Below are 23253 nucleotides of genomic sequence, written 5' to 3'. Positions count from 1 at the left end.
CCTTGCTGACGTCTTCGCAGCGCGTGAGACCGCTGAGCGTCTTGAGCCGGCGAGCGTGGTTGCAGGTTGCGGAGGTGCCGGCGCCGTCGCGCGTCGAAGAGGCTTGCACCGTCATCCGGATGAGGGGCCGCCGGCTCCGGCGAAGAGCAACACGCGCGGCGAAAGCGGGCTTGTCCAGCTTCAGCCGATGGTCAGCAACCAGCCCCGGATCAGGACGGCCGCGTGGCGCGGTCGCAATCCCTGGAGCGTGCCGACGATCAGGCGGCGGTTCAGCCAGTCCCATCGGCCTTGCGGGGCGGTCACCTCGATGCGCGACATCGCGTAGCGCGGCCCCTCGACCGTTTCGTCGATGATAACCCGGTTGCGGATCGTCAGCAGGGCCCCGTCCGCAACCCGCATTTCGTAGAGGGCGTCGAGCTCCTTGGCACCGTCGGGACGCAGCAACTGGCGATCTGCGCCCCCAGCTTCGACCACGCCGTGAAAATCGGCCTGATCCCCGCCCATGCCGGGGCCCCCGCGGAACTGCCCGCCCAGAATGGGCACGATGCCCCGCGCGCCGCAGGGTCCCGCGCCCAGGTCCTCGCGCTCGCCTATGTCGACGACGGCTTCCCACAGCAAATGCGCCCCCGGGGCCGAGGGCGGGAACTCTGCCAGGATCTCGATTGTCTGCGCTGCGCTCAGCATGCTCTTTCCTTTTGTCAGGCCGAGGCCCGGCGGATCAGCGTGAAGCCCACGTCGATGACCGATCGGGACGGCGTTGCCCCGTCGATCCGGGTCAGAAGCGCTTGCGCCGCGGCGCGGCCCAAGGCCTCGCGGTTGACGCGAACCGTGGTCAGGGCGGGTTCGACCGCATCGGCCAGTTCCTGATCGCCGAACCCGACCACGGCAAGGTCGCGCGGCACCGACAGGCCACGCGCCGCCGCCTCGATCAGCACACCCTGCGCCAGAACATCCGAACTGCAGGCGACCACCCCGCCCGTGAAACCGCGCTTGTCGATCAGTTGGGTCAGCAGCGCCCGTCCCGACGCGAGGTTGCCGCGTTCGGTTCGGGCCACCGGGACGTCCGTTCCGCTGAGCGTGCCGAAGCGTTCGGCGAAGGCGGACAGGCGGCGTTGCGCGCGTTCGTCGCCCGCGCAAATCCCGGCGGCCTGCCGATATCCCGCGCCGTGGGCGAACTCCGCCACCGCCCGGCCCGAGGCCGCGTGCGAGAAGCCGACGCACAGGTCGATGGGTGTTTCGGTGATATCCCACACCTCGACCACCGGGAGATCGGCGCCCAGCAACATGCGCCGGGTCCGCGCGGCATGATGAACGCCGGTCAGCAGCATCGCGTCTGGCCGGCGGGAAAGATGCGCTTCCACGGTGGCGGCTTCTTCCTCCGGGTCGAAGCCGGTTTCCGACAGCAGGATCTGGTATCCCCGGCTTTTCAGTTCGTCACTGAACGGCGCGAGCATGGTGGCGTAGACGATATTGGTGATCGAGGGCACGAGAGCGGACACCATCATGCTTCGGCGCGACGCCAGGGCGCCCGCCAGCGCATTGGGTACGAAGCCTGTAACGGCGATTGCCTCGCGGATGCGGGCCATCGTTTCGGGCGACACTTTCGACGGATCGGACAGCGCGCGAGAGACGGTCACCTGGCTGACCCCGGCCATACGGCCCACGGCCTCCATCGTCACGCCGCGCGGGTTGCGCTTGCGGGGTATCGGGGCGGGATCGTCACTCTGGTTCATGGTGCCATTCTTTCCGGCGAAACGCGACAAAGGCAATCCTGATTCGCGATGAATGCGAAACCATTACTGTCTCTCTTGATCAAATATGAGTTCGTATACATAGGCGGTATGTAAAGATTATTTAAGAAATGACGGCATATTGCGGAGGATAAAACCGGTAGATCACCCAGTTGACAGGTCTTGATGTATGCGCATACATATGAGTCACTCAGGAGGACCCCATGACGCCAAGACCCCGCAAATCGCCTGCGCAACTGCGCTCTGCCCGGTGGTTCGCTCCCGATGACCTGCGCAGCTTCGGCCATCGCTCGCGGATGATGCAGCTGGGCTATTCCGAGGCCGATTTCATGGGGAAACCGCTGATCGGAATCCTCAACACCTGGTCCGAGCTGAACACGTGCCATGCGCATTTCCGCGAACGCGCGCAGGATGTGAAACGCGGCGTGCTTGCGGCAGGCGGCTTCCCGGTCGAGCTGCCGTCGCTCTCGGTCGATGAAAGCTTCACCAAGCCGACCTCGATGCTCTATCGCAACATGCTCGCCATGGAGACCGAGGAGATGATCCGCTCGCACCCGCTCGATGGTGTGGTGCTGATGGGGGGCTGCGACAAGACCACGCCGGGTTTGGTGATGGGCGCGATCACCGCGGGCGTGCCGATGATCTACCTGCCCGCCGGCCCGATGCTGCGGGGAAATTACGCGGGTCAGAAGCTGGGCTCCGGTTCGGACGCGTGGAAATATTGGGACGAGCGGCGCGCGGGCAATATCTCGGCCGAGGAATGGCAGGGCCTGCAGGGCGGCATCGCCCGTTCGGCAGGGGTCTGCATGACCATGGGTACGGCGTCGACCATGACGGCAATTGCCGATGCGATGGGGCTGACCCTGCCCGGCGCATCGTCGGTGCCGGCGGTCGATAGCGGCCATCAGCGCATGGCGGCGGATTGCGGTCGGCGCATCGTCGACATGGTCTGGGAAGACCTGACGCCGGACCGGATCATCACCGAAGGGGCCGTCAAGAATGCCGCCATCGTCGCCATGGCCACCGGCTGTTCGACCAACGCCGTCGTCCACCTGATCGCCATGGCGCGGCGCGCGGGCGTGGACCTGACGCTCGATGATCTCGACGCCCTGGGCCGGGTCACGCCGCTCATCGCCAATGTCCGGCCGTCGGGCAAGGACTACCTGATGGAGGATTTCTTCTACGCCGGCGGCCTGCGCGCGTTGATGGCGCAGATCAAGGAGCGGCTGGATCTTTCCGTCCTCACCGTCACCGGCAAGTCAATGGGCGAGAACCTCGACGGCGCGAAGGTCTTCAATGACGACGTGATCCGCCCGCTGTCGAACCCGGTCTACAAACAAGGCTCGCTCGCCGTCCTGCGCGGCAATCTCTGCCCCGATGGCGCGGTGATCAAACCCGCCGCCTGCGATCCGAAATACCATGTGCACGAAGGTCCTGCGCTGGTGTTCGACAGCTACGCAGAGATGAAGAAATTCGTCGATGACGAGAATGCCGAGGTCACCCCGGACCATGTCATGGTCCTGCGCAATGCCGGTCCCCTGGGCGGGCCGGGCTTTCCGGAATGGGGGATGTTGCCGATCCCCAAGGCGCTGATCAGGCAGGGCCACCGCGACATGCTGCGCATTTCGGACGCCCGGATGTCGGGTACCTCGTACGGCGCCTGCGTTCTGCACGTCGCGCCGGAAAGCTATGTCGGCGGCCCGCTGGCGCTGTTGAAGAACGGTGACATCATCCGCCTCGATCTGGACGCCCGTCGCCTCGACATGTTGGTCCCCGAGGACGAGCTGAAAGCCCGCGCCGCCGCCTGGCACGCGCCCGAGCCCCGGTTCGAACGCGGCTGGGGCTGGATGTTCTCCAAACACGTCACGCAGGCGGACAAGGGCTGCGACTTCGACTTCCTCGAGCGCGACTTCGGCAAACCCGCCGGTGAACCGGATATCTACTGATGACCCTCACCCTCGACCAAACGCTGACCGGCATTTCCGGCATCCTCGTCACCCCGTTCGACGACAAGGGCGACGTGGCGCCCGCCCGTCTCGCGCCGATCCTCGACCGCGCGCTGGGGGCCGGGCTGCACATGCCCGTCGTCAACGGCAATACCGGCGAGTTCTACGCGCTGACGACCGATGAGGCCGTGACGATGGTGCAGGAAGTGGCCGGCATGGTCGCCGGCCGTGCGCCGCTTCTGGCCGGCGTCGGCCGTGGGTTGCGCGACGCGCAGCGGCTGGCCAAGGCTTCGGCCGAGGCCGGGGCGACCGCGCTGATGATCCACCAGCCGCCTGATCCCTTCGTCAGCCCGCGCGGCATCCTCGACTACCTGAACGCGGTGTCGGATGCCTCGGGCGGGCTGCCGATGATGCTGTATCTGAGGAACGACGCCATCGGTACCGGGAACATCGCCGCCCTCTGCGCCCTGCCGACCGTCAAGGGCGTGAAATGGGCGACCCCCAACCCGATGAAGCTGGCCGAGGCCAAGGCCGCCTGCGACCCCGCCATCGTCTGGGTCGGCGGCCTGGCCGAGGTCTGGGCGCCGTCCTTCTACGCGGTCGGCGCGCGGGGCTTCACCTCGGGCCTGATCAACGTCTGGCCGGAACGCTCGCTGGCGATCCATGCCGCGTTGGAGGCCGGGGACTATACCAGGGCGAACGCCCTGATCGCCGGGATGCGCGTGTTCGAGGACATCCGCGCCGAGGAGATGGGCGGCACCAACGTGACCGGCGTGAAATCCGCGCTGATCGCCCAGGGCTATGATTGCGGCCCGACCCGCGCGCCTTCGGCCTGGCCGCTGACCGAGGGCCAAAGCGCCCGCATGGCCGGGTTTCTCAAAGACAACCGACTGATCTGAGGCAGATTATGACCGAATACACGCTCTCCGACGCCACGCGCGAGAAACTGAGGAAGGTCTCCACCGCCTCGGTCGCGACCGCCCTCTACAAACGGGGCCTGCGCAACCAGTTCATCCAGGGCGCGCGGCCCGTTCAGCCCGGCAAGGGCACAATGGTCGGCCAGGCCTTTACCCTGCGCTACATCCCCGCGCGCGAGGATCGCAACCCGATCACCATCTTCCGCGACCCCGAGCACAAGCAGCGCGTCGCCATCGAGACCTGCCCGCCGGGCTGGGTTCTGGTCATGGACGCCCGCAAGGACGCGCGCGCCGCGACCGCTGGCTCGATCCTGATCACCCGGCTGGCGCTGCGCGGCGCCGCGGGCGTGGTCTCGGATGGTGGCTTCCGCGATGTGACCGGCATCGGCGCGCTGGACATGCCGTCTTACTGCGCGGGCCCCTCGGCGCCCACGAACCTGACCCTGCACGAGGCCATCGAGATTGGCGGCCCCATCGCCTGCGGCGACGCCGCGGTGTTCCCGGGCGACGTGGTTCTGGGCGACAATGACGGCGTGATGGTGATCCCCGCGCATCTGGCCGATGAGATCGCCGAGGAATGCACCGGCATGGAAAGCTTCGAGGATTTCGTCCTGGAACAAGTCAACGACGGTGCCGGCGTGATCGGCCTTTATCCCGCTACCAAGGAAGAAAACCTCGCCAAATACCAGGCGTGGCGCGAAAGGACTGGCCGATGAGCTATCAACCCCATGGGAAACACCTGATCGCCGGCGACCGCATCGCATCCGAGCCAGGCTGGGCATCCTCGCCGTCGTCGGGGCCGTCACATCGGTTTTCGACGGGCTCGCCCGCGCTGATCGCGCAAGCCTGCGAGGCCGCCGAGCGTGCCTTCTGGAGTTTCGGCTATTCCTCGCGGGCAGAGCGCGCGGCGTTGCTTCATGCCATTGCCGACGCGATCGAGGCCCGTGGCCCGCAGATCACCGAGATCGGCTGTCAGGAATCCGGCCTGCCCGCTGCCCGCCTGGAAGGCGAGCGCGGGCGCACGACCGGACAACTGCGGCTGTTTGCAGACCATATCCTGAAGGGTGACTATCTCGACCGGCGGGTCGACGCTGCCCTGCCGCACCGGCAGCCCGCGCCGCGCCCGGAATTGCGGATGATGCAGCGGCCGATCGGTCCGGTCGCCGTCTTCGGCGCGTCGAACTTCCCGCTGGCTTTCTCGGTCGCGGGCGGGGACACGGCAGCGGCGCTGGCGGCGGGATGCCCGGTCGTGGTGAAAGGTCATTCCGCCCATCCCGGCACCGGCGAGATCGTCGCCGAAGCCATCGCCGAGGCCGTGGCCGCACAGGGCATGGACCCCGGCGTGTTCAGCCTGGTGCAGGGCGGCAAGCGCGACGTGGGCGAGGCCCTCGTGCAGGATCCGCGCATCCGGGCGGTGGGCTTCACCGGCTCTCTCACCGGCGGCCGCGCCTTGTTCGACCTCTGCGCCCGTCGCCCCGATCCGATCCCGTTCTTCGGCGAGCTGGGTTCGGTCAACCCGATGTTCCTGCTGCCCTCGGCCATGGCCGCGCGGGGCGAGGCCATCGCACAGGGTTGGGCCGGCAGCCTCAGCATGGGGGCCGGCCAGTTCTGCACCAATCCCGGCATCGCCGTGATGATCGAGGGACCGGAGGCGCAGGCTTTTTCTGACGCCGCGCGTGTTGCGCTGGGGGCGGTCGGGCCGCAGGTCATGCTGACCGACGGCATAGCCGATGCTTATCGCAAGGGGCGCGACCGCGTGCGCGGTTCAGCCGGTGTCCGAGAGCTGCTGACCTCGGTCTGCGACCGGCGCAACGCGACGCCTTACCTGTACGAAGTTTCGGGCGATGACTGGCTTGCAAACCACGCGCTGGGCGAAGAGGTGTTCGGCCCGCTGGGTATGATCGTTACCGTGCGCGATGCCGGGCAGATGGAACAGATCGCCCGCGCGCTGGACGGGCAGCTGACCTGCACCCTGCATCTCGACGAAGGTGACACGGCTTTAGCGCGGCGCCTGATGCCGGTCCTGGAGCGCAAGGCCGGGCGGCTTCTGGCCAACGGGTTCCCCACGGGCGTCGAGGTCTGCGACGCGATGGTGCATGGCGGGCCTTATCCGGCCTCGACCAATTTCGGCGCGACGTCGGTCGGCACGTTGTCGATCCGCCGTTTCCTGCGTCCGGTCTGTTACCAGAACCTGCCCGAAGCCCTGCTTCCCGCCGATCTGGCCTGAGCGCTCAAGGCTTCTTGCGCAGGTCGGTCAGGCCCTGCGCAAGAAGCCGGATCGCCGGCGTCGCCGCTTCGGGTTTCCAGTAGAACCCCATCGGTTCCAGAGGCGTGTTCACCCGGAAGGGAAGCTCAACCAGCGTGCCCTCCTCAAGGCGCGGCAGGGCTACGCTGCGGGGTGACAGGCAGACCGCCGTGCCCTCGCGCAGCATGGACCACATGACCTCGGGGATCCTGGAAATTATGTTGATTTCCTGCAGGTTGTCCAAGCCGTGCTCCTCGCGGAGCGCGTCAAAAGCGTGCCGCGCAAGCGTCGCGACATGGTTCTGCAGCCAGATGCATTGCCTCAGGTCGGCGGCCATCACCGCCGCTTTCGTGGCCAAGGGATGGCGCTTGCCCGCCACGATGACCGACCTGTCGTCAAAGCAGGGGACGAAGGTCCAGCCTTCGGGAACCACGTTCAGGCGGCGGCAAAGGACGATGTCGTAGTCCTCGGCATTGAAGGACGCCGAAAGGCTCAATCCCATCACCGTCTCGACCATCAGTTGCAGCGTCGGCTGCGCGCGGCTGAGGTCGGGCAAAAGCCGGTTCAGAAGCGCCCCGACCGCCGCCACGGTCGCTGCCACACGGATCGGTCCGCTGTCGCGGCGGATGCGTGTGGCAACGGCTTCGGCCCCTTCCTCCATCGCTGCGAGGATCCGGCGGGCGACGGGCAGCAGGTCCTGGGCAACCGGCGTCGGGTCCACGCCGCGCGAATGACGCAGGAATAGCGTGGTCTCCAGCAACTGCTCCATTTCTGCCACGAGTTGGGTCATCGCAGGTTGCGTCATGCCCATCGCCTGCGCCGCGCGCGTCATCGAACGCAGGTCGTCAAGCATAACCAGCGCCTGCATGTGACGCAGCCGTGCGCGGGTGGTCAGGCGGGTCAGAAGGGTCTGCGCATTCAGAGCCATGCCAAAAGCATTCCTTATGGCTAGATGCAAATAGCAATTTCCGAAACTGCCCCCGTGTCAATACCTTTGAGGGCAGAGGAGAGTTCTGGGAGGAACGAACATGACGAATCACCTGAACCGCCGCGCGATGCTGGCCCTGGGGACCGGCGCGCTGATGATGGCATCCCTTCCGGCGATGGCGCAGTCCGAATGGCCCTCGGGGTCGGTGCAGCTTGTGGTGCCGGCGCGCGCCGGCGGCGGCACCGACGGTGCCGCGCGGATCGTCGCCGCGGCCCTGCAAGAGCAGACGGGTCAACCCTTTGTCGTCGTCAACAATCCCGGCGGTGGCGGCGTTGTTGCGGCGGAAACCGTGCGCAGCGCGGACCCGGACGGCCAGACCCTGCTGTTCTTCCACTCGGGCATCCTGGCCATGCATCATACCGGCGCGATCGAGGCCGATCCGCTGGAAGACTTCACCACCGCCGCCGCGATGGCCGTGGGCGGCACCTACGCCCTTGCTGTTGCCGCCGATTCCCCGTGGCAGAACGTGGCGGACCTTGTTGCCGCGGCCGAAGCCGATCCGAACGGCGTGACGCTGGGCGTACAGATCCGCGGCTCGACGCATTTCATGGCGGGGCTGCTGATGATGGATTCCGGCGCGGAGTTCCGCATCGTCGATGCCGGCAGCGACGCGGACAAGCTGGTTCAGCTGCAGGGCCATCAGATCGACGCCGCGATGATCAACACCGCCGGGACGCTGCAATACGTGGAATCGGGCGACCTGCGCATCCTGGGCACCATCGCGGGCGAAGCGGGTCGCGACCCCGCAGCGCCGGACATCCCCTCGGTAGCCGAACAGGGCTATGAGAACGTGCTCTATGGGCTCGACTTCCTGATCATGGGGCCTGCGGGGATGGACGACGCGACCATCGACGCGATCAACGCCGCGTTTACCGACGTCGTCTCGGATCCCGAGGTTGCGGCGCAGTTCGAGACCATGCGCATGCCTCTGACCGCGATCCCGGCTGAAGAAACGCGTGCGCGTCTCGAGGCCACCGATGCCCGCGTTGAGCAGACCGCCGAGCTGCTTGGTCTGAACTGAGGAATCCCTTCTGAACATACCCGAGCGGGGCGCCGCGGCGCCCCGCCCTGTCTTGCACAACCGAACATCCAGGAATGACCCGATGGCCCGCCGTCAATTGCCGCCCCTTCCCTCCGATCCGCTGGAATGCCTGAAACAGGGCTGCGAGCGTCCCTGGGAGGTCGCCGTCGATCCGTTCCCGGTAGCCCCGCGCACCTGGTATGTCGGCAACAACTGGGTCGGGGCCTATCTGCTGCAATCCACCGAGGGGCTGATCCTGATCGACACGACGATGCAGCCGCAGGTCTATCTGGTGTTCGAGTCGATCCGGAAGCTGGGTTTCGACATCACCGACCTGAAGCTGATCCTGGTCAGCCACATGCATTACGACCATCTTGGCGGCGTGCGTCCGCTGGTCGAGGCCTCGGGCGCCAAGGTGATGATGAGCCGCGAGGATTGGCAGTTTCTGTGCGACCGCCCCGACCAGCTGCTCGACAATGGATATCCCTGGGGACCGTTCGAACCCGATGATTTCTATTCCGACAACCAGCCTGTCGTGTTCGGCGACCGGGAAATCCGGACCGTTCTGACCCCGGGCCACACCCCCGGAACCACCAGTTTCTTCTTCGAGGTCGAGGAGAACGGTGAGACGCTGCAGGTCGGCATGCATGGCGGCATCGGTCTGATCACCGTCACGGACGCGTATCTTTCCGAAAACAACCTGCCCTTCTCGTTGCAGCAGGATTTCCACGATTCGCTGGTGCGTCTGCGCGCCATGAAGGTCGACATCACGCTGGGATCGCACCCCGCGCAGGTCGGGATGATGGACCGGGTCGATGCCATCCGCGAAGGGCACAATCCCTTCCACGACCCCGAGGTCTGGCCGCGGCTGATGGATCAGCGCATCGCGGGGATCCGCAAGATCCTGGACAAAGTCGCTTGAGCACCGCGCTGCCCGAATTTGCCCTGTCGCAGGCTGAACGGCTCGAACTGGCCGCGCAGCTTCGCGGGAGCAATCTTGTCGAGACGAAACTCACGCCCGCCCTTGAAGCCGATCTCGACCTCTGCACGGCCGAGGAACGCTTCATCCCGACTCGCGCGGGTGACACCCGGGTGGTCATCGTGACGCCCAAGTCCCCTGCCAGGGCGCCGCGCCCGCTGTTCCTGAATATCCACGGCGGCGGTTTCGTGCGGGGCTATCAGCGTCGCGACACGGTGTTCTGCGCGCATCTGGCCAGCCAGCTGGATGCGGTCGTGGTGGACCTGGATTATCGTCTTGCGCCCGAACATCCGTTCCCGACCGCGCTGCATGAGGGCTACGACATTGCCCGCTGGGCGGTGGCCAATGCCGGTGCGCTGGGGGCCGATCCGAAGCGTTTCGCGCTGGGGGGGCATTCCGCCGGGGGCAACCTGACCGCAGCGATCTGCCTGATGGCCAGGGACAGCGGCGATTTCACCCCGCTGGGACAACTCATGTCCTATCCGTTCCTCGATGGCATCACGCCCGCCGAGGACAAGCTCGAGCCGCATTCGATCTTTCCGCCAGCGCGACTGCGCGCGTTCAGCGCCTGCTACGCGGGCGTCGAGGAAAACCTGTACAACCCGCTGCTCTCGCCGATCCTCGCCTCGGACGAGGCGCTGACCGGCCTGCCACCGGCGCTGATCCTGACAGCCGGGCTCGACCCGCTGCGCTTCGAGGCCCGGAAGTACGCAGCGCGGCTGATCGCCCAAGGCAACGACGTAACCGTCCGCCAATACGCCGATGCCGATCACGGCTTCCTGATCGCGTGCCACACCCGCTTTGCCGAAGCTCGCACCGAGATCGTGCGCTGGCTTTCGGCGCTCTTCACAGACTGCGTTTCATAGGGAGGAAAAGAAGATGACCATGACCAAGACCCTTGGCCTTGCGCTGTCACTGGCGCTTGCGGCCACCGGCGCCCAGGCCGCCGACTGGCCCGGCGGCCCGATTCAGCTGATCATCCCGTCGCGTCCGGGGGGCGGCACCGATATCATGGGCCGGATCTTTGCGGATTACCTGCAGCGCGCAACGGGCAGTTCCGTGGCGGTGATCAACCAGCCCGAAGGGGGCGGTGTCGTCGCGCAGGAGACAGTGCGCAACGCCGATCCTGACGGCCAGACCCTGCTGTTCCAGCATACCGGCATGCTGGTCGGTATCCAGACCGGCCGCTACAACCACGATCTGGACGAATTCAGCGTGTTGGGCATCGCGCAATCCTATCCGCCGCAGGTCTATGCCGTAGCCCCCGATGCGCCGTGGCAGAACATGCGCGAGTTCATCGATGACGCCCGCGCCAACCCCGGCCAATACACGGTCGGCGTGTCGATGGGGCAGACCACGCATTTCATCGCGGGCACCATCATGATGAACGAGGATATCGACCTGCGACTGGTCGAAGCCTCGGCCGAAGTGGACAAGGTCGCGGGCATCCAGGGCGGGCATATCACGCTGGGCAACCTGGGCGCGGCCTCGGCCCGCCAATTCGTCGAATCGGGTGACATGCGCGTGCTGTGCATGGTCGACCCGACGCCGGACCCCGACTATCCCGAATTCCAGACCTGCCTCGATCAGGGCGTCGACGTGTCCTGGATCGCGCCGCTTCTGGTGCTGGGCCCGGCGGGCATCGACCCCGAGATCGCGACCGAGATCAACGCCGTGATCCAGGCGATGGGCGAAGACGAACAGGTCGCCGCGGCGCTGGAAACAGCCGATAGCAGTTTCGTGCCGTATTCGCTGGAAGAGGCGAACGAGATCGTTCAGCAGGAAAACGACCACATCGCGGCGCTTACACAACACCTTGGCCTCGCCCCCAACTGACCCACGCAGAGGGCGCGGCACCGCGCCCTCTCTTCCGGCAGGAGAAACAGCATGAACACCGAACGCCCTCTCGGCGCAGCGCTTCTGGCCCTCGGCGCAGGTGGAATCGCTCTGGCTTCGCAGCTGAGCGTGCGCACCTTCAACAACGATCCCGGACCAAAGCTATTCCCGATCTTCGCCTGCGTGATCCTGGTGATCTGCGGGCTGGGCCTGATCCTGCAACGCCCGGCAGGCGATGACCGCCCGTTGGAGCGCGAGGCCGTGATCCGGGGGGCTTCAATGGCCGGCGCGTTGGTGTTCTTCGCCGTGGCGCTCTGGCTTGTGGGTTTCTACGTAGCCAGCATCGTTTCGGTATTCGCACTCTACTGGATCATCGCCGGGCGCGAGCGCCGCGTCTGGTGGCGTGGTCTCGTCTATGCCGGGATGGTGACACTGGGCGTCCACCTTCTGTTTTCCACCGCGCTTGGGGCGTTCCTGCCCCATGGCCTCCTGTTCTGAGGTTCGTGATGCTCGATTCCCTTCTTGCCCTGTTCGAGCCGACCACCTTCCTGGTGATCCTGCTCGCGACCTCTCTCGGGATTATCCTGGGCGCCATTCCGGGCCTCTCGGGCGGCCTTGGGGTGGCGCTGCTGTTGCCCATCACTTTCGGGATGGATCCCCATGTGGGCCTCGCCATGCTGGTGTCGATCTGGGTCGGCGGCGTTTCGGGCGGCATGATCGGCTCGATCCTGCTGGGCATTCCCGGATCGCCCTCATCGATTGCGACCACCTTCGACGGCTACCCGATGACCCGCAACGGGCAGGCGGTGAAGGCCCTCGGCGCCGCCATCGTCGCCAGCTTCATCGGCACCGCCTTCTCGATCCTGATCGCCATGTTCTTGTCGCCGGTGATGGCCCGGCTTGCCCTGCAACTGGGACCGTGGGAATACTTTTCGCTGGGCTTCTGCGCCATCGCGCTGGTCGCGGCTCTGGCTCGCGGGTCCATCTTTCACGGCATGGCCGCCGCTGCGCTGGGGCTGCTTCTGTCCTGCGTGGGCTTCGCCCCCATCGACGGCAACGCGCGTTTCACCTTCGGTTCGATCTACCTGTCGGGCGGGATCGACCTTGTGGCGCTGATGCTGGGCCTCTTCGCGCTCAAGCAGATCGTGCAGGATCATGCGCGGGGCGAACAGCAGATTCCCGAGGTCGATGTGCGCGACATCAAGGGTTTCGGCGTCAGCCTGAAGGAATACACCGACAACGCCTGGAACATTGTCCGGTCTTTCGTAATCGGGCTCTGGATCGGTTTCCTGCCCGGCATGGGGGCGGCGCTGTCGAACCTGGTGGCCTATGCGCAGGCGAAATCCGCCTCGAAGCACCCGGAGAAATTCGGCAAGGGCTGCGTCGATGGCGTCTTCGCGTCCGAAACCTCCAACAATGCTTCGGTCGGCGGCTCTCTCATCCCGATGGTCGCGCTGGGGATTCCGGGCGACGGGACCACCGCGATCCTTCTGGGCGGTCTGATGATCCACGGCATCCAGGCCGGCCCGCTTCTGTTCGCGAACAACCCGGACATTGTGTATGCGTTGTTTCTGACTGCGCTTCTGGCCTCGGTGCTTGTGCTGCTCTTGCAGTATTTCGGGATGCGCCTGTTCCCTGCGATCCTGAAGATCCCGTATCACTATCTGTATCCGGCGATCGTCGTACTGGGCTTCATTGGCGTCTTCGTGGGTTCGTCGACCGCGTTCAACTATGTCTTGCTGCTGGGCTTTGCGGCCACCGGCCTCTTGATGGACCGCGTCAAACTGCCGGTCGGCCCCTTCATCCTGGCCTTCATCCTCGGCCCGATGCTGGAACTGAACCTGCGGCGCGGGATCACCTACACCGACGAGGGCGTGCTGCCTTTCTTCACCCGTCCGGTCTCGGCTCTGCTTCTGCTGGTGGCACTGTTGAGCATCGTCTGGCCCTATCTGTCTCCCTGGCTGAAAGCGCAACGCAGAGCGAGGAACGGATAGGTCAAGCCGGTTCGCCATTCGCCTTGCCGCGCACGTCGAAATCACCGACCGGGCTCGGGTCGTCGCGGGATGAAAGGGTTGCGTCAGCTGCCGAAACGCCCGGCTGGTGACTGAACGGCGAGGACGTTACCGGCAGCGCGCTGTCGATTGCCGGGGAATGACGGTCGGCGTTGCCTTGCGGATTTCGCCTTGGGCAGCGCCGCCGGCATGGGCAAGCAAATCCAGCGCCTCGAACGCGATCTGGTCGAAAGGCACTCGGACCGTCGCCAGCGGCGTTGGCAAAAGGCTGACCAACGGAATGTCGTTGTAGCCAATCAGCGAGACATCCCCGGGCACCGTCAGCCCGCGGCGCAGGATCGTCGACATGGCGCCGATCGCCGTATTGTCGTTGACGGCGAAGATCGCGGTCGGTGGTGCAGGAAGCGAGAGCAGTATCTCCGCTGCTTCGGCGCCCGATTCGATGCCGAAAGTGGACGCGACGACCAGCTCTGGATCCGCATCGTGCCCGGCCTCGGAAAGCGCCTGCCGATACCCTTCGGCACGCAGGCGCGAACTCGAGGCAAAGGCCGGTCCTGCGATCAATCCGATCCGCCGATGCCCAAGATCCAGCAGGTGCCGCGTCGCCAGGTAGCCGCCCAACTGATCGTCGCCCACCGATGAGGGACTATGTCCGTCGGTTCTCAGTGCGAGCACGAAGGGAACGCCGCGGTCCTGCAATTCGGCGGTGAAATCGTCGTCGTCCCGTGCGGTGGCCAGGACCAGTCCATCAACGCCGCGCCTCAGCAGCGAATCGGCCGCCGTCCGCACCGCGTCCGGGTTGTCGTCGGTCGTGGCGACGATTGCGAACCGACCGACCCGAGAGCAGGCGCGCGCCAGGGATTCGTAAAGCATTGCCATGACGGTGTCGGTCAGGCGCGGCACGATCACACCGATGGTCAGGCTTTGCCCGCGCCGAAGGTTGGCGGCGGCGACGTCGCGCATATAGCCCAGCTCGGTTGCAACCTGGCGCACCCGGTCCGCGGTGGGGTTGTTCGCGCGCGGCAGGCGTTCGTCGAGGATCCGCGAGACAGTGGACTTGGACACGCCAGCGGCGGCGGCCACGTCGTGCAGTGTCACGCGTCCGCCTCGCTTGGGGTCTTCGGTCTCGCTGGTCATTCGATGCGCCTTCACTGTGGTTTCCTGTCATATCCCGCGTTGAGCGCGAGGTCACGGGGGTGATGATTTGTCTTGACGAGCGGCCGCTTCCAACACTAAATGGGAACGTTCCCACAATCGTTCTCACACACCGGTCCGTTCGCAGCAAGCAAAAAGCACACCCGCAAATGGGAACGTTCCCAAAAACCATGCAAGACAGGAAGACCCCCATGACCCCCATGACCCCGATGAACCTCCGTGGCCTCAGCCCCGCCCCCGTCACCGCGTTCAAGAAGAACGGCGACATCGATTTCGACGCCAATGTGCGCATCGCCAAGTGGCTGGCCTCGTTCAAGGATGTCACCTCGCTGGTGATTCTGGGCCACGCCGGCGAAGGCACGTTCCTCACCGAGGGCGAGCGTCTCGACCTGATCCGGGCCTATGCCGACGCGGTCAACATCCCGATCATCGCCGGTATCACCGGTGAGGGCACCAAGGTCGCCGCCGAGGAAGCCCGGAAATGCAAGGACGCCGGCGCGACCGGCGCGCTGGTCTACCCGAACCACGGCTGGCTGCGGTTCGGCTTCCAGAAGGGCGCCCCGCAGGACCGCTACAAGGCAATCTGGGAGGCTTCGGGCCTGCAGGAAATCCTGTTCCAATATCCCGATGCGACCAAGGCGACCTACGACCTGGACACGCAGCTGGAAATCGCCGCGCAACCCGGCGTCGTCGCCACCAAGAACGGTGTGCGCAACATGAAGCGCTGGTATGTCGAGATCCCGCAACTGAAGGCGGCCCAGCCCGACCTGCAGATCCTGTCGTGCCATGATGAATGGTTGCTGCCGACCATGTTCGACGTTGACGGCCTGCTGGTCGGCTACGGCAACATCGCGCCGGAACTGCTGATCGACCTGATCAAGGCCGGCAAAGCACAGGATTACCCCAGCGCCCGCGCCATCTTCGAGCGCCTGCTGCCCGTGACCCGCGCGGTCTATCACCGCGGTTCGCACATGGAGGGCACCGTGGCGCTGAAGCTGGGCCTGGTGAAGCGCGGCGTGCTGGATCACGCAACGATCCGCGAGCCGCTGAAGAACCTGGGCGCCGCGGCAGAAGCCGAGATCTTCGCTGCCTTCGACGCCGCCGGGATCGGCCGGGTCGAGAACCTGATGGCCGCCGAGTGAATCGTTGCCCCCGCGCATTGCGCGGGGGCATACCAATTGCAATGGGAGGAGAGACCATGCTTAACGTCATCAAGACCGGCCTGCGTGCTGCGGCCTTCGGGTTGACCGCACTCGCCGTCACCGCGACGACCGCACCGGCCGAGGACATCCGTATCGGCGCGATGCGCGAAGGTACGTCGTGGTATGTGTTCGCTGCCACGCTCGAGCAGATGATCGAGCCGATCTTCGGCGCCAATACGGTTGAAGTCGTCGCCCGGGGCGGCGGCGTCGCCAACCCGATGGTGGTTCAGAACGGCCGCGCCGAGATCGCACTGTCGAACGTCGCGACCGCCGTCTGGGCCTTCGAGGGCTCGCCGGTCTACGAGGGCGCCTCGGCGCCGGAGATCCGGGCGTTGGTTGGCGGGCTGAACAACGTCTATGTCGGCGTGATGGCGCGCCAGGCGTTTCTCGACGAACGCGGCACCACCGATCTGGCCGAGATCCTTGCGTCCGATGCGCCGGTGCGCATCCTGATCAAGCCGGTCGGGTCCAGCGCCGTTCCCGCCGCCGAGATGATCCTTCAGGGCCTGGGCACCAGCGTCGACGAGATCCGGGCCAATGGCGGCGACGTGATCCAGGTCGACACGCCGCAGATCCCCGACATCCTGCGCAACGGCGACGCGGACATCTATATCGACACCATCATCCGCGGCCATCCGACCATCACCGAGGTTACCCTGACGGCCGGGATGCGGTTCCTCGACATCCCGCAGGAAGCGATGGACGTGCTGACCGCGAACGGCCTTACCGCTGGCACCTATGGTCCGTGGTTCGACGGTCAGGAGAGCGCGAATACCGGCGCCAATCTCGGAACCGTGCTGATCGCCAATGCCTCGCTGTCGGAAGAGGCCGCGTACCAGATCACTCGCACGCTGATCGAGAACGCCGCCGCCATGGGAGAAGCGCACGCTGCCTGGCGCGCATTCAACCCGGAAACCGCCTGGCAACCCGCGCAGGTCGGAATCCCGCTGCACCCGGGTGCGGAGCGCTACTACCGCGAACGCGGCTGGATGTAAGCGCCCCCGGGCCGGCGCGTGCGCGCGCCGGCCTGTCCCCAGCCGATACGAGGAGGAGTCCCCATGACCGCCGCATCCCCCGATAAGTCCGTTTTGTCCCCGAAGTTCCTGCTCGGCGTCGGGTTCGTCCTGTTTCAGGTCTGGATCCTGCTCAATCCGCAGCAACCGCTGTTCGAACGGCCCGTGCATCTTGTCTTCGCCCTCTTGCTGTTGTTTCTCTACCAGCCGCTGTCCTCGGAAAGCCTGTCCCGGCCGGTGCGCATCGCCATCGACGCGGCGATGATCGTCGCAACCCTGGGGGTCGGCGCCTATTACCTTCTCGAATTCGACCGCCTGACCACCCGGATGGAGAACGTCTCGCCGGTCTTCGACCTGGACATCTGGGCCGGTGTGGTGCTGGTCGCGCTGTTGCTGGAAGGCGCGCGTCGGGCTGTCGGCTGGATCCTGGTCGGCGTGCTGGCGGTGTTCATCGCCTATGCCTTCTGGGGCAACCTTCTCCCTGGCTGGCTGTCTTTCCGGGGCTTCGGCCTTGATGCCGCGATCGAGATATCGACCATGACCACGGCGGGGGTGCTGGGCATCACCACCTCGACCTCGGTCAGCTTCATCTTCTACTTCATCATGTTCGGCGCCTTCTATTCGGCAGCGGGTGGCGGGCAGCTTTTCATCGACCTTGCCGTGCGCGTCGCCGGTCGCGCCACCGGCGGCACGGCGAAAGCGGCCGTCATCTCGTCATCGCTGATGGGCTCGATCTCGGGCTCGGCGGTGGCCAACGTGGTCTCGACGGGCGTGCTGACCATCCCGTTGATGAAGCGAACCGGCGTGCCCAGCCACCGCGCCGCGGGGATCGAGGCCATTGCCTCGACCGGGGGGCAGCTGATGCCGCCGATCATGGGCGTCGCCGCCTTCATCATGGCCGAGATGCTGAACGTTCCCTACGCCCGCATCGCCCTGGCGGGCCTGATCCCGGCGGTCGCCTTTTATCTGGCGCTGCTTCTCGTCGTCGATCTGACCGCCCGGCGCGACGGCGTGCGCGCGATGACCGCAGAAGAAGTCGCCGCCGTCGACCCGATCTTGCCGCGCCTTCACCTGCTCCTGCCGCCGCTGATCCTGATCGGTGCGCTGGTCTCGGGCTATTCGGCGGCCTATTCCGCCGTGATCGCCTCGGTCAGCTGTTTCGTGATGCCATTCCTTCGGCGCAACACCTGGATCGGCTGGTCGGCATTGATCGACGGGCTGCGCGAGGCTCCCAGGCAGGCGGCCGAGGTCGCCGTGCCGATCGCCTCTATCGGGCTGGTGATCGCCGTTGCCGTGCAGTCGAACTTGGCGCTCAAGTTCGCGGGCTCGCTGGTGGCGCTGGCCGAAGGGTCGATCTTCCTGTCGCTGGCGCTGGCCATGGTCGGCTGCATCATCATGGGCATGGGGCTGCCGACGGTCGCCGCCTATATCATCGGCGCTGTTCTGTTCGTCCCGGCGATCCAGAACATCGGCGTCGACCCGTTGGCCGCGCATTTCTTCATCTTCTACTATTGCGTGCTGTCGATGGTGACGCCGCCGGTCGCGCTGGCGTCCTTTGCCGCCGCTGCCGTGGGCGATGCGCCGGTGATGAAGACCAGCTGGTCGGCCTTCGGTCTCAGCCTCGTGGCCTTCTTCGTGCCGTTCAGCTTCATCTTCGACCCTGCAGTCCTGTGGCAGGGCACGGCAATCGAGATCCTGCTTGGAGCGCTTGCCATGCTGACCTCGACGGCACTCTGGGCGATTGCCTTCGCGGGCTGGTGCGGCCGCTCGCTGGGTTGGACCGCACGGGCCGTGATCGGGGCATCCGGGCTTGTGGCGGTGATCGCCCCGGCCGGATCCTTTGCCTGGACCATCGGCTTCGTCACGGGCTGGGCGATGGCGCTGGCGGTGTTCCTGGCAGCCCGCCGGCGTGCTCCGCTGACCGCGAAATTGGCGGACTGACGCCCATGCCATGGATCGAAATGGCGGCCGAGGGGCGGATTGTTGAAGAGAGCGACCAAGGCGTCGTTCGGCAGGTGACAACCCACCCCTCTCTCCACCATCACCCGTTTTTCTTCGTCGATGCGTGGGATGACGCCATGCGGGCGTTGGTGCTGATCTCGCACCGCACGGGAAGCCCGCAGATCTGGATGGAATTGCAGGACGCCGGTACGCTGGTGCAGCTGACCGACGAGCCTGACCTCGCGGAATGGTCCGTGATCCCCTCCAGGGATGGCGCGTGGATCTATTTTGTCGCCGGCCAAACAGGGAAGCGGGTGTCGCCCCGGACGGGCGACATCGAAACGCTTGTCTCGTTTGGCGCGGCCGAGATGCGGGAAGCGGGTATGGTCGGGGCGGCGATGGGGACGACCGCGCTGTCAGCAAGCGGACGCTACTGGGCGGTGCCGGTCAAGTCCGGTTCGGTCAGCCGCTTCTGGCTGATGGATACCCTGCGCGGCACGGCCGAGACCTTCCTGGAGGCCCCGACAATCGGTCACCCGCAATTCTGTCCCGACGACGATGACCTTATCCTGTTTGCGGGGCCGATGACCGACCGGGTCTGGGTGACGGACCGGGCCGGCAATGCCCGCCGGATTTTTACCCGCGCGCACGATTTGCAGTGGATCACCCACGAGGTCTGGCGTCCGGGGCATCGCAGCGTCCTGTTCGTGGACTGGTCGAACGGGATGAACGAGATCGACATCTCGACCGGCGCCGTCCGGCCGGTCACCGGGTTCCCGGTCTGGCACGGTGCCCCCGACGCGACCGGCTCGTGGCTGGTCTGCGATACCAACTTTCCGGACCGTGGCCTGTTCCGGTTGGACCTTGCCGGGGCTGGTGAGCCCGACTTCCTGCACGCGCCCCGGGCCTCGTCGCAGGGCGCCCACTGGGCGCACCCGTTTCCCTACAACAACGGTCCCGTCAAGGTTCATGCCCCGCAGCATACCCACCCGCACCCGCGGGTTTCACCGGACGGTCGGCATGTCGTGTTCACCTCGGACCGGAGCGGCGTTGCGCAGGTCTATGTGATGACCTTGGCGCGGTGAGCCGGTGGCGGGCTCGGCGGGCGTGATGCCGGACATGATGACCATGGCCAAGGGCCTGACCTCGGGCACGGTGCCGATGGGGGCGGTGTTCACCACCGCCGAGGTGCACGACGCGTTCATGACCGGCCCCGAGCACATGATCGAGCTGTTCCACGGCTATACCTATTCCGGCTCGCCCATCGCCTGCGCGGCGGCGCTGGCGACGCAGGAGGTCTACCGCGAGGAGGGGCTGTTCCAGCGCACGGCCGAGATCGCGCCCTATTGGGAAGAGGCGCTGCATTCGCTGAAGGGCACGAAGCACGTCATCGACATCCGCAACCTGGGGCTCATCGGCGCCATCGAGCTGGAGCCGATCGCGGGCGAGCCCACGAAGCGCGCCTTCAGCGCGTTCCTGAAAGCCTATGAGATGGGCATCCTGATCCGCACGACGGGCGACATCATCGCCATGTCGTCGCTGTCGCCGCTGTTGCCGCGCCACGGGGCGACAGACCGCCGATCATGAAGCCGGCACCGCCGGAAACCGGGCCAGAAACAAATTGCGCCGCACCGCTTTTTGGTCTTCCCTGCCAGGCCAGCGAAGGTGGAGCGGTTATCCAGACCAGCAATTTCCAGAAGCAGATCAGTCTCCGGCACCTGCGGGTGATTGCCGGCATGGGGGAGTTCAAGCTGGTGGCGCGGGTGGCGCAGGCGTTGAACGTGACCCAGCCCGCCGTTTCCAAGCAGCTTAACGAGTTGGAGCGCATCGTCGGCGCTCCCATCGTCCGGCGCGAGCGCAATCGCCTTTTCCTGACCCCGGTCGGCGAACGCCTTGCCGAACATGCCCGCATCGTCCTGAGACAGATCGACAGGGCGGCTTTCGATCTCGAGGCGATGGCCAGCGGCGCGGCCGGGCCGGTGCAGGTCGGCGTCGTCTCGTCGGTGGCGCCGATCCTTCTGCCGGGGGCGATCAACCTGTTCAAGCGCAGCGCGCCCCGTTCGAATGTGGTGGTCACCGAAGGGCATTTCGTTTCGCTTTTCCCGCTGCTGGAGGCTGGCCAGATCGACCTGCTGATCGCGCGGATCTGGCAACCCACCGAGCTGGAAGGCATCGACCAGAGCGTGCTGTTCCAGGAACCCGTGGTGGTTGTCGCCGGGCGTGATCACCAATTGGGAGCGATCGAGGCGATGACCTGGGCCCGGACCGTCGGCTGTTTGTGGATCATGCCCCAGGTGAACTCGGTGGCGAGACGGGCCGTGGATGCGATGTTCGCGGGGCAGGGGTTGGCGTCGCCGACGAATATCGTCGCCTCCTCGGCCCTGTCGCTGAATACCGAGATCCTGCGCCAGACCCAGGCGCTGGGACTGTTCCCCAAGAGCCTGGCCCAGGCGCATGCGGCGCGCGGGGATCTGGTCATCCTGCCGCTCGACACCGAGGGCCTGCTGTCCGAGGTCCGTTGCTTCTGGCGCGCGGGAGGCGACGAGGCGAACGGCACCGTGACCCTCTTCCGCAAATGCCTGGCGCAAGCGGCGGAGCAGCGGCAAACCATTCCCTCAGGTTAAGGTTCGCGCGCCAGAATTCATTATTCGCCCCCGTTTCCTTTCTGTAACCTTACCGCAGGTTCCTGATGGAGCAGGCCGGCGGGCCGGGGGAGGACGCGGATGATCTATGGGGATCCTACCGAACTGTCGGCACGACAGGTCATCGCCGCCTTTGGCGACAGAAGCCTGACGCCCAGCGAATACCTCGATGCCTGCATGGCGCGGATCTCGGCCCTGAATCCCGCGATCAACGCGCTGACCGCCTTCGACGGCGAGCGCGCGGTCGTTCAAGCGGCCGCGGCCTCGCGTCGCTGGCACGAGGGCCGGCCGGCCGGGATCCTCGACGGCTTGCCGGTCGGGGTCAAGGATCTGCAGGAAACCGCGGGACTTCTGACCACGCATGGCAGCCCGCGCGCACGCGGTCACGTGCCCCGGACGGACCTGCCGATGGTCGCGCGGTTGCGCGCCGCCGGGGCGATTGTCCTGGCCAAGACCAACGTCCCCGAACTGGGGGCCGGCGGCAATACCCGCAACCCGGTCTGGGGCGCCACGGGCAATCCCTTCGACCCGCGACTGACCGCCGGCGGTTCCTCGGGCGGGTCGGCGGCGGCGCTGGCGGCAGATCTTCTGCCCCTGTGTACCGGATCCGACACCGGCGGATCGCTGCGCCTGCCCGCCGCGCTTTGCGGCGTGGTCGGCTTTCGCCCCTCGACCGATGTCATCGCCCATCCCACCGGCCCCTGGGCTGGTCGGCGATCTCGGTGCTGGGACCCATGGCCCGCGAGGTGGATGACGTGCTTCTGATGCTGCGGGCCTGCCAGGGATTCGACGCGGGCGATCCGCTGTCGGCGCCCTCGGACCCCGCCCGTTTCGACGTCCTGCCTGAAAAACCGCTCGCCGCGCTGCGCCTGGGGTTCAGCGAGGATTTCGGCGGCGCTCCTGTCGATCCGGACATCCGCGCCACCTTCCGGGCGCGGCTGGCGGTCCTGGCCCCGCAGGTCGCCGAATGCCGCGAGGTCGATCTCGACCTGGGGGCGATGGACCGCGCTTTCGACATCCTGCGCGCGGAAAGCTTCGTTGCCGGCTTTGCCGAGGCGATCCGCGAAGCGCCCGACGATTTCGGGGTGCATATCCACCGCAATGTCGAGCTGGGCCTGTCCCTGACGCTGGCCGACCGCGCCTGGGCACATGCCGAACAGACCCGCATCCTGCGGGCTTTCAACGCCCGTATCGCGGGGCTGGATGCGATCGTTTTGCCGACATCGCCGGTGTCGCCCTTCGCGTGGACAGAGCCTTATGCCCGACGCATCGACGGGCAGGAGATGGACATCTATTACCGGTGGCTGGCTCTGACCTATCGCGGCTCTCTCGGCGGCGGGCCCGCGATCACGCTGCCCAGCGGGCGCGACGGGGCGGGGATGCCCTTCGGCCTGCAATTGCTGGGGCCGGTGCGGGGCGATGCCGGGCTCCTGGCCGCCGCACGCAGTATCGAGACCTTCCTGGCGCAGGACCCGCAAACCGCCCGCCCACGACCCGACAGCAAAGCCCTGACGCGCAGCACTGTCGATCTGCGCAGCATCGTCACCCACCCGCCCCTGCAGGGCACGCAGGCCGCGCAAGGCCTGAGAACCGTAGTCTGAGAGG

22 protein-coding genes are annotated in these 23253 nt (G+C 66.2%); 18 read left to right on the top strand and 4 right to left on the bottom strand.

The window, feature by feature from the left end; translation table 11 throughout:
* Positions 1-180: 180 nt before the first annotated feature.
* Both C4N9_RS16265 and C4N9_RS16260 read right to left on the bottom strand, forming a co-directional pair.
* The gene (locus tag C4N9_RS16265) at positions 181-684 is read right to left on the bottom strand and encodes a DUF3237 domain-containing protein (RefSeq protein WP_109534403.1); all 504 of its coding nucleotides are present in this window, start codon (positions 682-684) and stop codon (positions 181-183) included.
* Between the two features lie 14 nt (positions 685-698).
* Complete coding sequence (locus C4N9_RS16260; protein ID WP_109534402.1) at positions 699-1733, bottom strand: LacI family DNA-binding transcriptional regulator; 1035 nt, start codon at positions 1731-1733, stop codon at positions 699-701.
* A 221-nt stretch (positions 1734-1954) separates the two neighbouring features.
* On the opposite strand from C4N9_RS16260, the gene araD reads away from it, so the two are divergent.
* The 4 genes from araD to C4N9_RS16240 are packed head-to-tail and all read left to right on the top strand — an operon-like array spanning position 1955 to position 6841.
* A complete protein-coding gene (gene araD, locus C4N9_RS16255; RefSeq protein ID WP_109534401.1) occupies positions 1955-3697 on the top strand; it encodes an L-arabinonate dehydratase in 1743 nt (580 codons plus the stop codon).
* Entirely contained in the window at positions 3697-4596 is a 900-nt protein-coding gene (locus tag C4N9_RS16250; RefSeq protein ID WP_109534400.1) for a dihydrodipicolinate synthase family protein, read from the top strand. The genes araD and C4N9_RS16250 overlap by 1 nt, the downstream gene beginning before the upstream one ends.
* Before the next feature lie 8 nt (positions 4597-4604).
* Entirely contained in the window at positions 4605-5330 is a 726-nt protein-coding gene (locus C4N9_RS16245) for a ribonuclease activity regulator RraA (protein ID WP_109534399.1), read from the top strand.
* Entirely contained in the window at positions 5327-6841 is a 1515-nt protein-coding gene (locus C4N9_RS16240) for an aldehyde dehydrogenase (NADP(+)) (protein ID WP_109534398.1), read from the top strand. Before C4N9_RS16245 ends, C4N9_RS16240 begins: the two co-directional genes overlap by 4 nt.
* 4 nt (positions 6842-6845) lie before the next feature.
* Here the strand turns inward: C4N9_RS16240 and C4N9_RS16235 are convergent, their stop codons facing one another.
* The gene (locus tag C4N9_RS16235; protein WP_109534397.1) at positions 6846-7787 is read right to left on the bottom strand and encodes a LysR family transcriptional regulator; all 942 of its coding nucleotides are present in this window, start codon (positions 7785-7787) and stop codon (positions 6846-6848) included.
* 100 nt (positions 7788-7887) lie between these two features.
* Between C4N9_RS16235 and C4N9_RS16230 the strand changes: the two genes are divergently transcribed.
* The 6 genes from C4N9_RS16230 (at position 7888) to C4N9_RS16205 (ending at position 13677) form a co-directional block, all read left to right on the top strand.
* Positions 7888-8868, top strand: a complete 981-nt coding sequence (locus tag C4N9_RS16230; protein WP_109534396.1) for a Bug family tripartite tricarboxylate transporter substrate binding protein — start codon at positions 7888-7890, stop codon at positions 8866-8868.
* Positions 8869-8950: 82 nt separating this feature from the next.
* Positions 8951-9790 (top strand): MBL fold metallo-hydrolase, encoded by an 840-nt coding sequence (locus C4N9_RS16225; protein ID WP_109534395.1) that lies wholly within the window; start codon positions 8951-8953, stop codon positions 9788-9790.
* On the top strand, positions 9787-10713 hold the full coding sequence (locus C4N9_RS16220) for an alpha/beta hydrolase (RefSeq protein ID WP_168192263.1): 927 nt from the start codon (positions 9787-9789) through the stop codon (positions 10711-10713). The genes C4N9_RS16225 and C4N9_RS16220 overlap by 4 nt, the downstream gene beginning before the upstream one ends.
* Before the next feature lie 19 nt (positions 10714-10732).
* Positions 10733-11683, top strand: coding sequence for a tripartite tricarboxylate transporter substrate binding protein (locus tag C4N9_RS16215; protein WP_168192262.1), 951 nt, complete (start codon positions 10733-10735; stop codon positions 11681-11683).
* 51 nt (positions 11684-11734) lie between these two features.
* Positions 11735-12181 (top strand): tripartite tricarboxylate transporter TctB family protein, encoded by a 447-nt coding sequence (locus tag C4N9_RS16210; protein WP_109534392.1) that lies wholly within the window; start codon positions 11735-11737, stop codon positions 12179-12181.
* A gap of 8 nt (positions 12182-12189) precedes the next feature.
* Positions 12190-13677, top strand: coding sequence for a tripartite tricarboxylate transporter permease (locus C4N9_RS16205; RefSeq protein WP_109534391.1), 1488 nt, complete (start codon positions 12190-12192; stop codon positions 13675-13677).
* A 126-nt stretch (positions 13678-13803) separates the two neighbouring features.
* Here C4N9_RS16205 and C4N9_RS16200 read toward each other — a convergent pair whose 3' ends face one another.
* Positions 13804-14832: a LacI family DNA-binding transcriptional regulator gene (locus tag C4N9_RS16200; RefSeq protein ID WP_109534390.1), complete on the bottom strand. Its 1029-nt coding sequence runs from the start codon at positions 14830-14832 to the stop codon at positions 13804-13806.
* 209 nt (positions 14833-15041) lie between these two features.
* Here C4N9_RS16200 and C4N9_RS16195 point away from each other — a divergent pair, with 209 nt between their 5' ends.
* From C4N9_RS16195 to C4N9_RS22375, 8 genes are all read left to right on the top strand, one after another.
* A complete protein-coding gene (locus C4N9_RS16195) occupies positions 15042-15992 on the top strand; it encodes a dihydrodipicolinate synthase family protein (RefSeq protein ID WP_245902588.1) in 951 nt (316 codons plus the stop codon).
* Between the two features lie 56 nt (positions 15993-16048).
* Positions 16049-17047, top strand: coding sequence for a TAXI family TRAP transporter solute-binding subunit (locus tag C4N9_RS16190; protein ID WP_109534389.1), 999 nt, complete (start codon positions 16049-16051; stop codon positions 17045-17047).
* Positions 17048-17110: 63 nt separating this feature from the next.
* The gene (locus C4N9_RS16185) at positions 17111-19006 is read left to right on the top strand and encodes a TRAP transporter permease (RefSeq protein ID WP_109534388.1); all 1896 of its coding nucleotides are present in this window, start codon (positions 17111-17113) and stop codon (positions 19004-19006) included.
* Between the two features lie 5 nt (positions 19007-19011).
* Positions 19012-20091, top strand: coding sequence for a TolB family protein (locus C4N9_RS16180; RefSeq protein ID WP_109534387.1), 1080 nt, complete (start codon positions 19012-19014; stop codon positions 20089-20091).
* Between the two features lie 25 nt (positions 20092-20116).
* Complete coding sequence (locus tag C4N9_RS16175) at positions 20117-20593, top strand: aminotransferase class III-fold pyridoxal phosphate-dependent enzyme (protein ID WP_342748818.1); 477 nt, start codon at positions 20117-20119, stop codon at positions 20591-20593.
* Positions 20590-21630: a LysR family transcriptional regulator gene (locus C4N9_RS16170; RefSeq protein WP_109534386.1), complete on the top strand. Its 1041-nt coding sequence runs from the start codon at positions 20590-20592 to the stop codon at positions 21628-21630. Before C4N9_RS16175 ends, C4N9_RS16170 begins: the two co-directional genes overlap by 4 nt.
* Before the next feature lie 99 nt (positions 21631-21729).
* Positions 21730-22413: an amidase family protein gene (locus C4N9_RS22380; protein WP_281260138.1), complete on the top strand. Its 684-nt coding sequence runs from the start codon at positions 21730-21732 to the stop codon at positions 22411-22413.
* Entirely contained in the window at positions 22371-23249 is an 879-nt protein-coding gene (locus C4N9_RS22375) for an amidase family protein (RefSeq protein ID WP_281260137.1), read from the top strand. Before C4N9_RS22380 ends, C4N9_RS22375 begins: the two co-directional genes overlap by 43 nt.
* The last annotated feature ends 4 nt before the right edge of the window (positions 23250-23253 follow it).

The organism is Pararhodobacter marinus (assembly GCF_003122215.1).
Lineage (GTDB): Bacteria > Pseudomonadota > Alphaproteobacteria > Rhodobacterales > Rhodobacteraceae > Pararhodobacter > Pararhodobacter marinus.
This window is presented reverse-complemented; position numbering and strand designations above follow the sequence as displayed.

What these genes read in the sequence shown, in the direction of transcription:
- C4N9_RS16265 (WP_109534403.1), bottom strand. Translation starts at nt 684, where the DNA reads ATGCTGAGCGCAGCGCAGACAATCGAGATCCTGGCAGAGTTCCCGCCC.
- C4N9_RS16260 (WP_109534402.1), bottom strand. Translation starts at nt 1,733, where the DNA reads ATGAACCAGAGTGACGATCCCGCCCCGATACCCCGCAAGCGCAACCCG.
- araD (WP_109534401.1), top strand. Translation starts at nt 1,955, where the DNA reads ATGACGCCAAGACCCCGCAAATCGCCTGCGCAACTGCGCTCTGCCCGG.
- C4N9_RS16250 (WP_109534400.1), top strand. Translation starts at nt 3,697, where the DNA reads ATGACCCTCACCCTCGACCAAACGCTGACCGGCATTTCCGGCATCCTC.
- C4N9_RS16245 (WP_109534399.1), top strand. Translation starts at nt 4,605, where the DNA reads ATGACCGAATACACGCTCTCCGACGCCACGCGCGAGAAACTGAGGAAG.
- C4N9_RS16240 (WP_109534398.1), top strand. Translation starts at nt 5,327, where the DNA reads ATGAGCTATCAACCCCATGGGAAACACCTGATCGCCGGCGACCGCATC.
- C4N9_RS16235 (WP_109534397.1), bottom strand. Translation starts at nt 7,787, where the DNA reads ATGGCTCTGAATGCGCAGACCCTTCTGACCCGCCTGACCACCCGCGCA.
- C4N9_RS16230 (WP_109534396.1), top strand. Translation starts at nt 7,888, where the DNA reads ATGACGAATCACCTGAACCGCCGCGCGATGCTGGCCCTGGGGACCGGC.
- C4N9_RS16225 (WP_109534395.1), top strand. Translation starts at nt 8,951, where the DNA reads ATGGCCCGCCGTCAATTGCCGCCCCTTCCCTCCGATCCGCTGGAATGC.
- C4N9_RS16215 (WP_168192262.1), top strand. Translation starts at nt 10,733, where the DNA reads ATGACCAAGACCCTTGGCCTTGCGCTGTCACTGGCGCTTGCGGCCACC.
- C4N9_RS16210 (WP_109534392.1), top strand. Translation starts at nt 11,735, where the DNA reads ATGAACACCGAACGCCCTCTCGGCGCAGCGCTTCTGGCCCTCGGCGCA.
- C4N9_RS16205 (WP_109534391.1), top strand. Translation starts at nt 12,190, where the DNA reads ATGCTCGATTCCCTTCTTGCCCTGTTCGAGCCGACCACCTTCCTGGTG.
- C4N9_RS16200 (WP_109534390.1), bottom strand. Translation starts at nt 14,832, where the DNA reads ATGACCAGCGAGACCGAAGACCCCAAGCGAGGCGGACGCGTGACACTG.
- C4N9_RS16195 (WP_245902588.1), top strand. Translation starts at nt 15,042, where the DNA reads ATGACCCCCATGACCCCGATGAACCTCCGTGGCCTCAGCCCCGCCCCC.
- C4N9_RS16190 (WP_109534389.1), top strand. Translation starts at nt 16,049, where the DNA reads ATGCTTAACGTCATCAAGACCGGCCTGCGTGCTGCGGCCTTCGGGTTG.
- C4N9_RS16185 (WP_109534388.1), top strand. Translation starts at nt 17,111, where the DNA reads ATGACCGCCGCATCCCCCGATAAGTCCGTTTTGTCCCCGAAGTTCCTG.
- C4N9_RS16180 (WP_109534387.1), top strand. Translation starts at nt 19,012, where the DNA reads ATGCCATGGATCGAAATGGCGGCCGAGGGGCGGATTGTTGAAGAGAGC.
- C4N9_RS16175 (WP_342748818.1), top strand. Translation starts at nt 20,117, where the DNA reads ATGCCGGACATGATGACCATGGCCAAGGGCCTGACCTCGGGCACGGTG.
- C4N9_RS16170 (WP_109534386.1), top strand. Translation starts at nt 20,590, where the DNA reads ATGAAGCCGGCACCGCCGGAAACCGGGCCAGAAACAAATTGCGCCGCA.
- C4N9_RS22380 (WP_281260138.1), top strand. Translation starts at nt 21,730, where the DNA reads ATGATCTATGGGGATCCTACCGAACTGTCGGCACGACAGGTCATCGCC.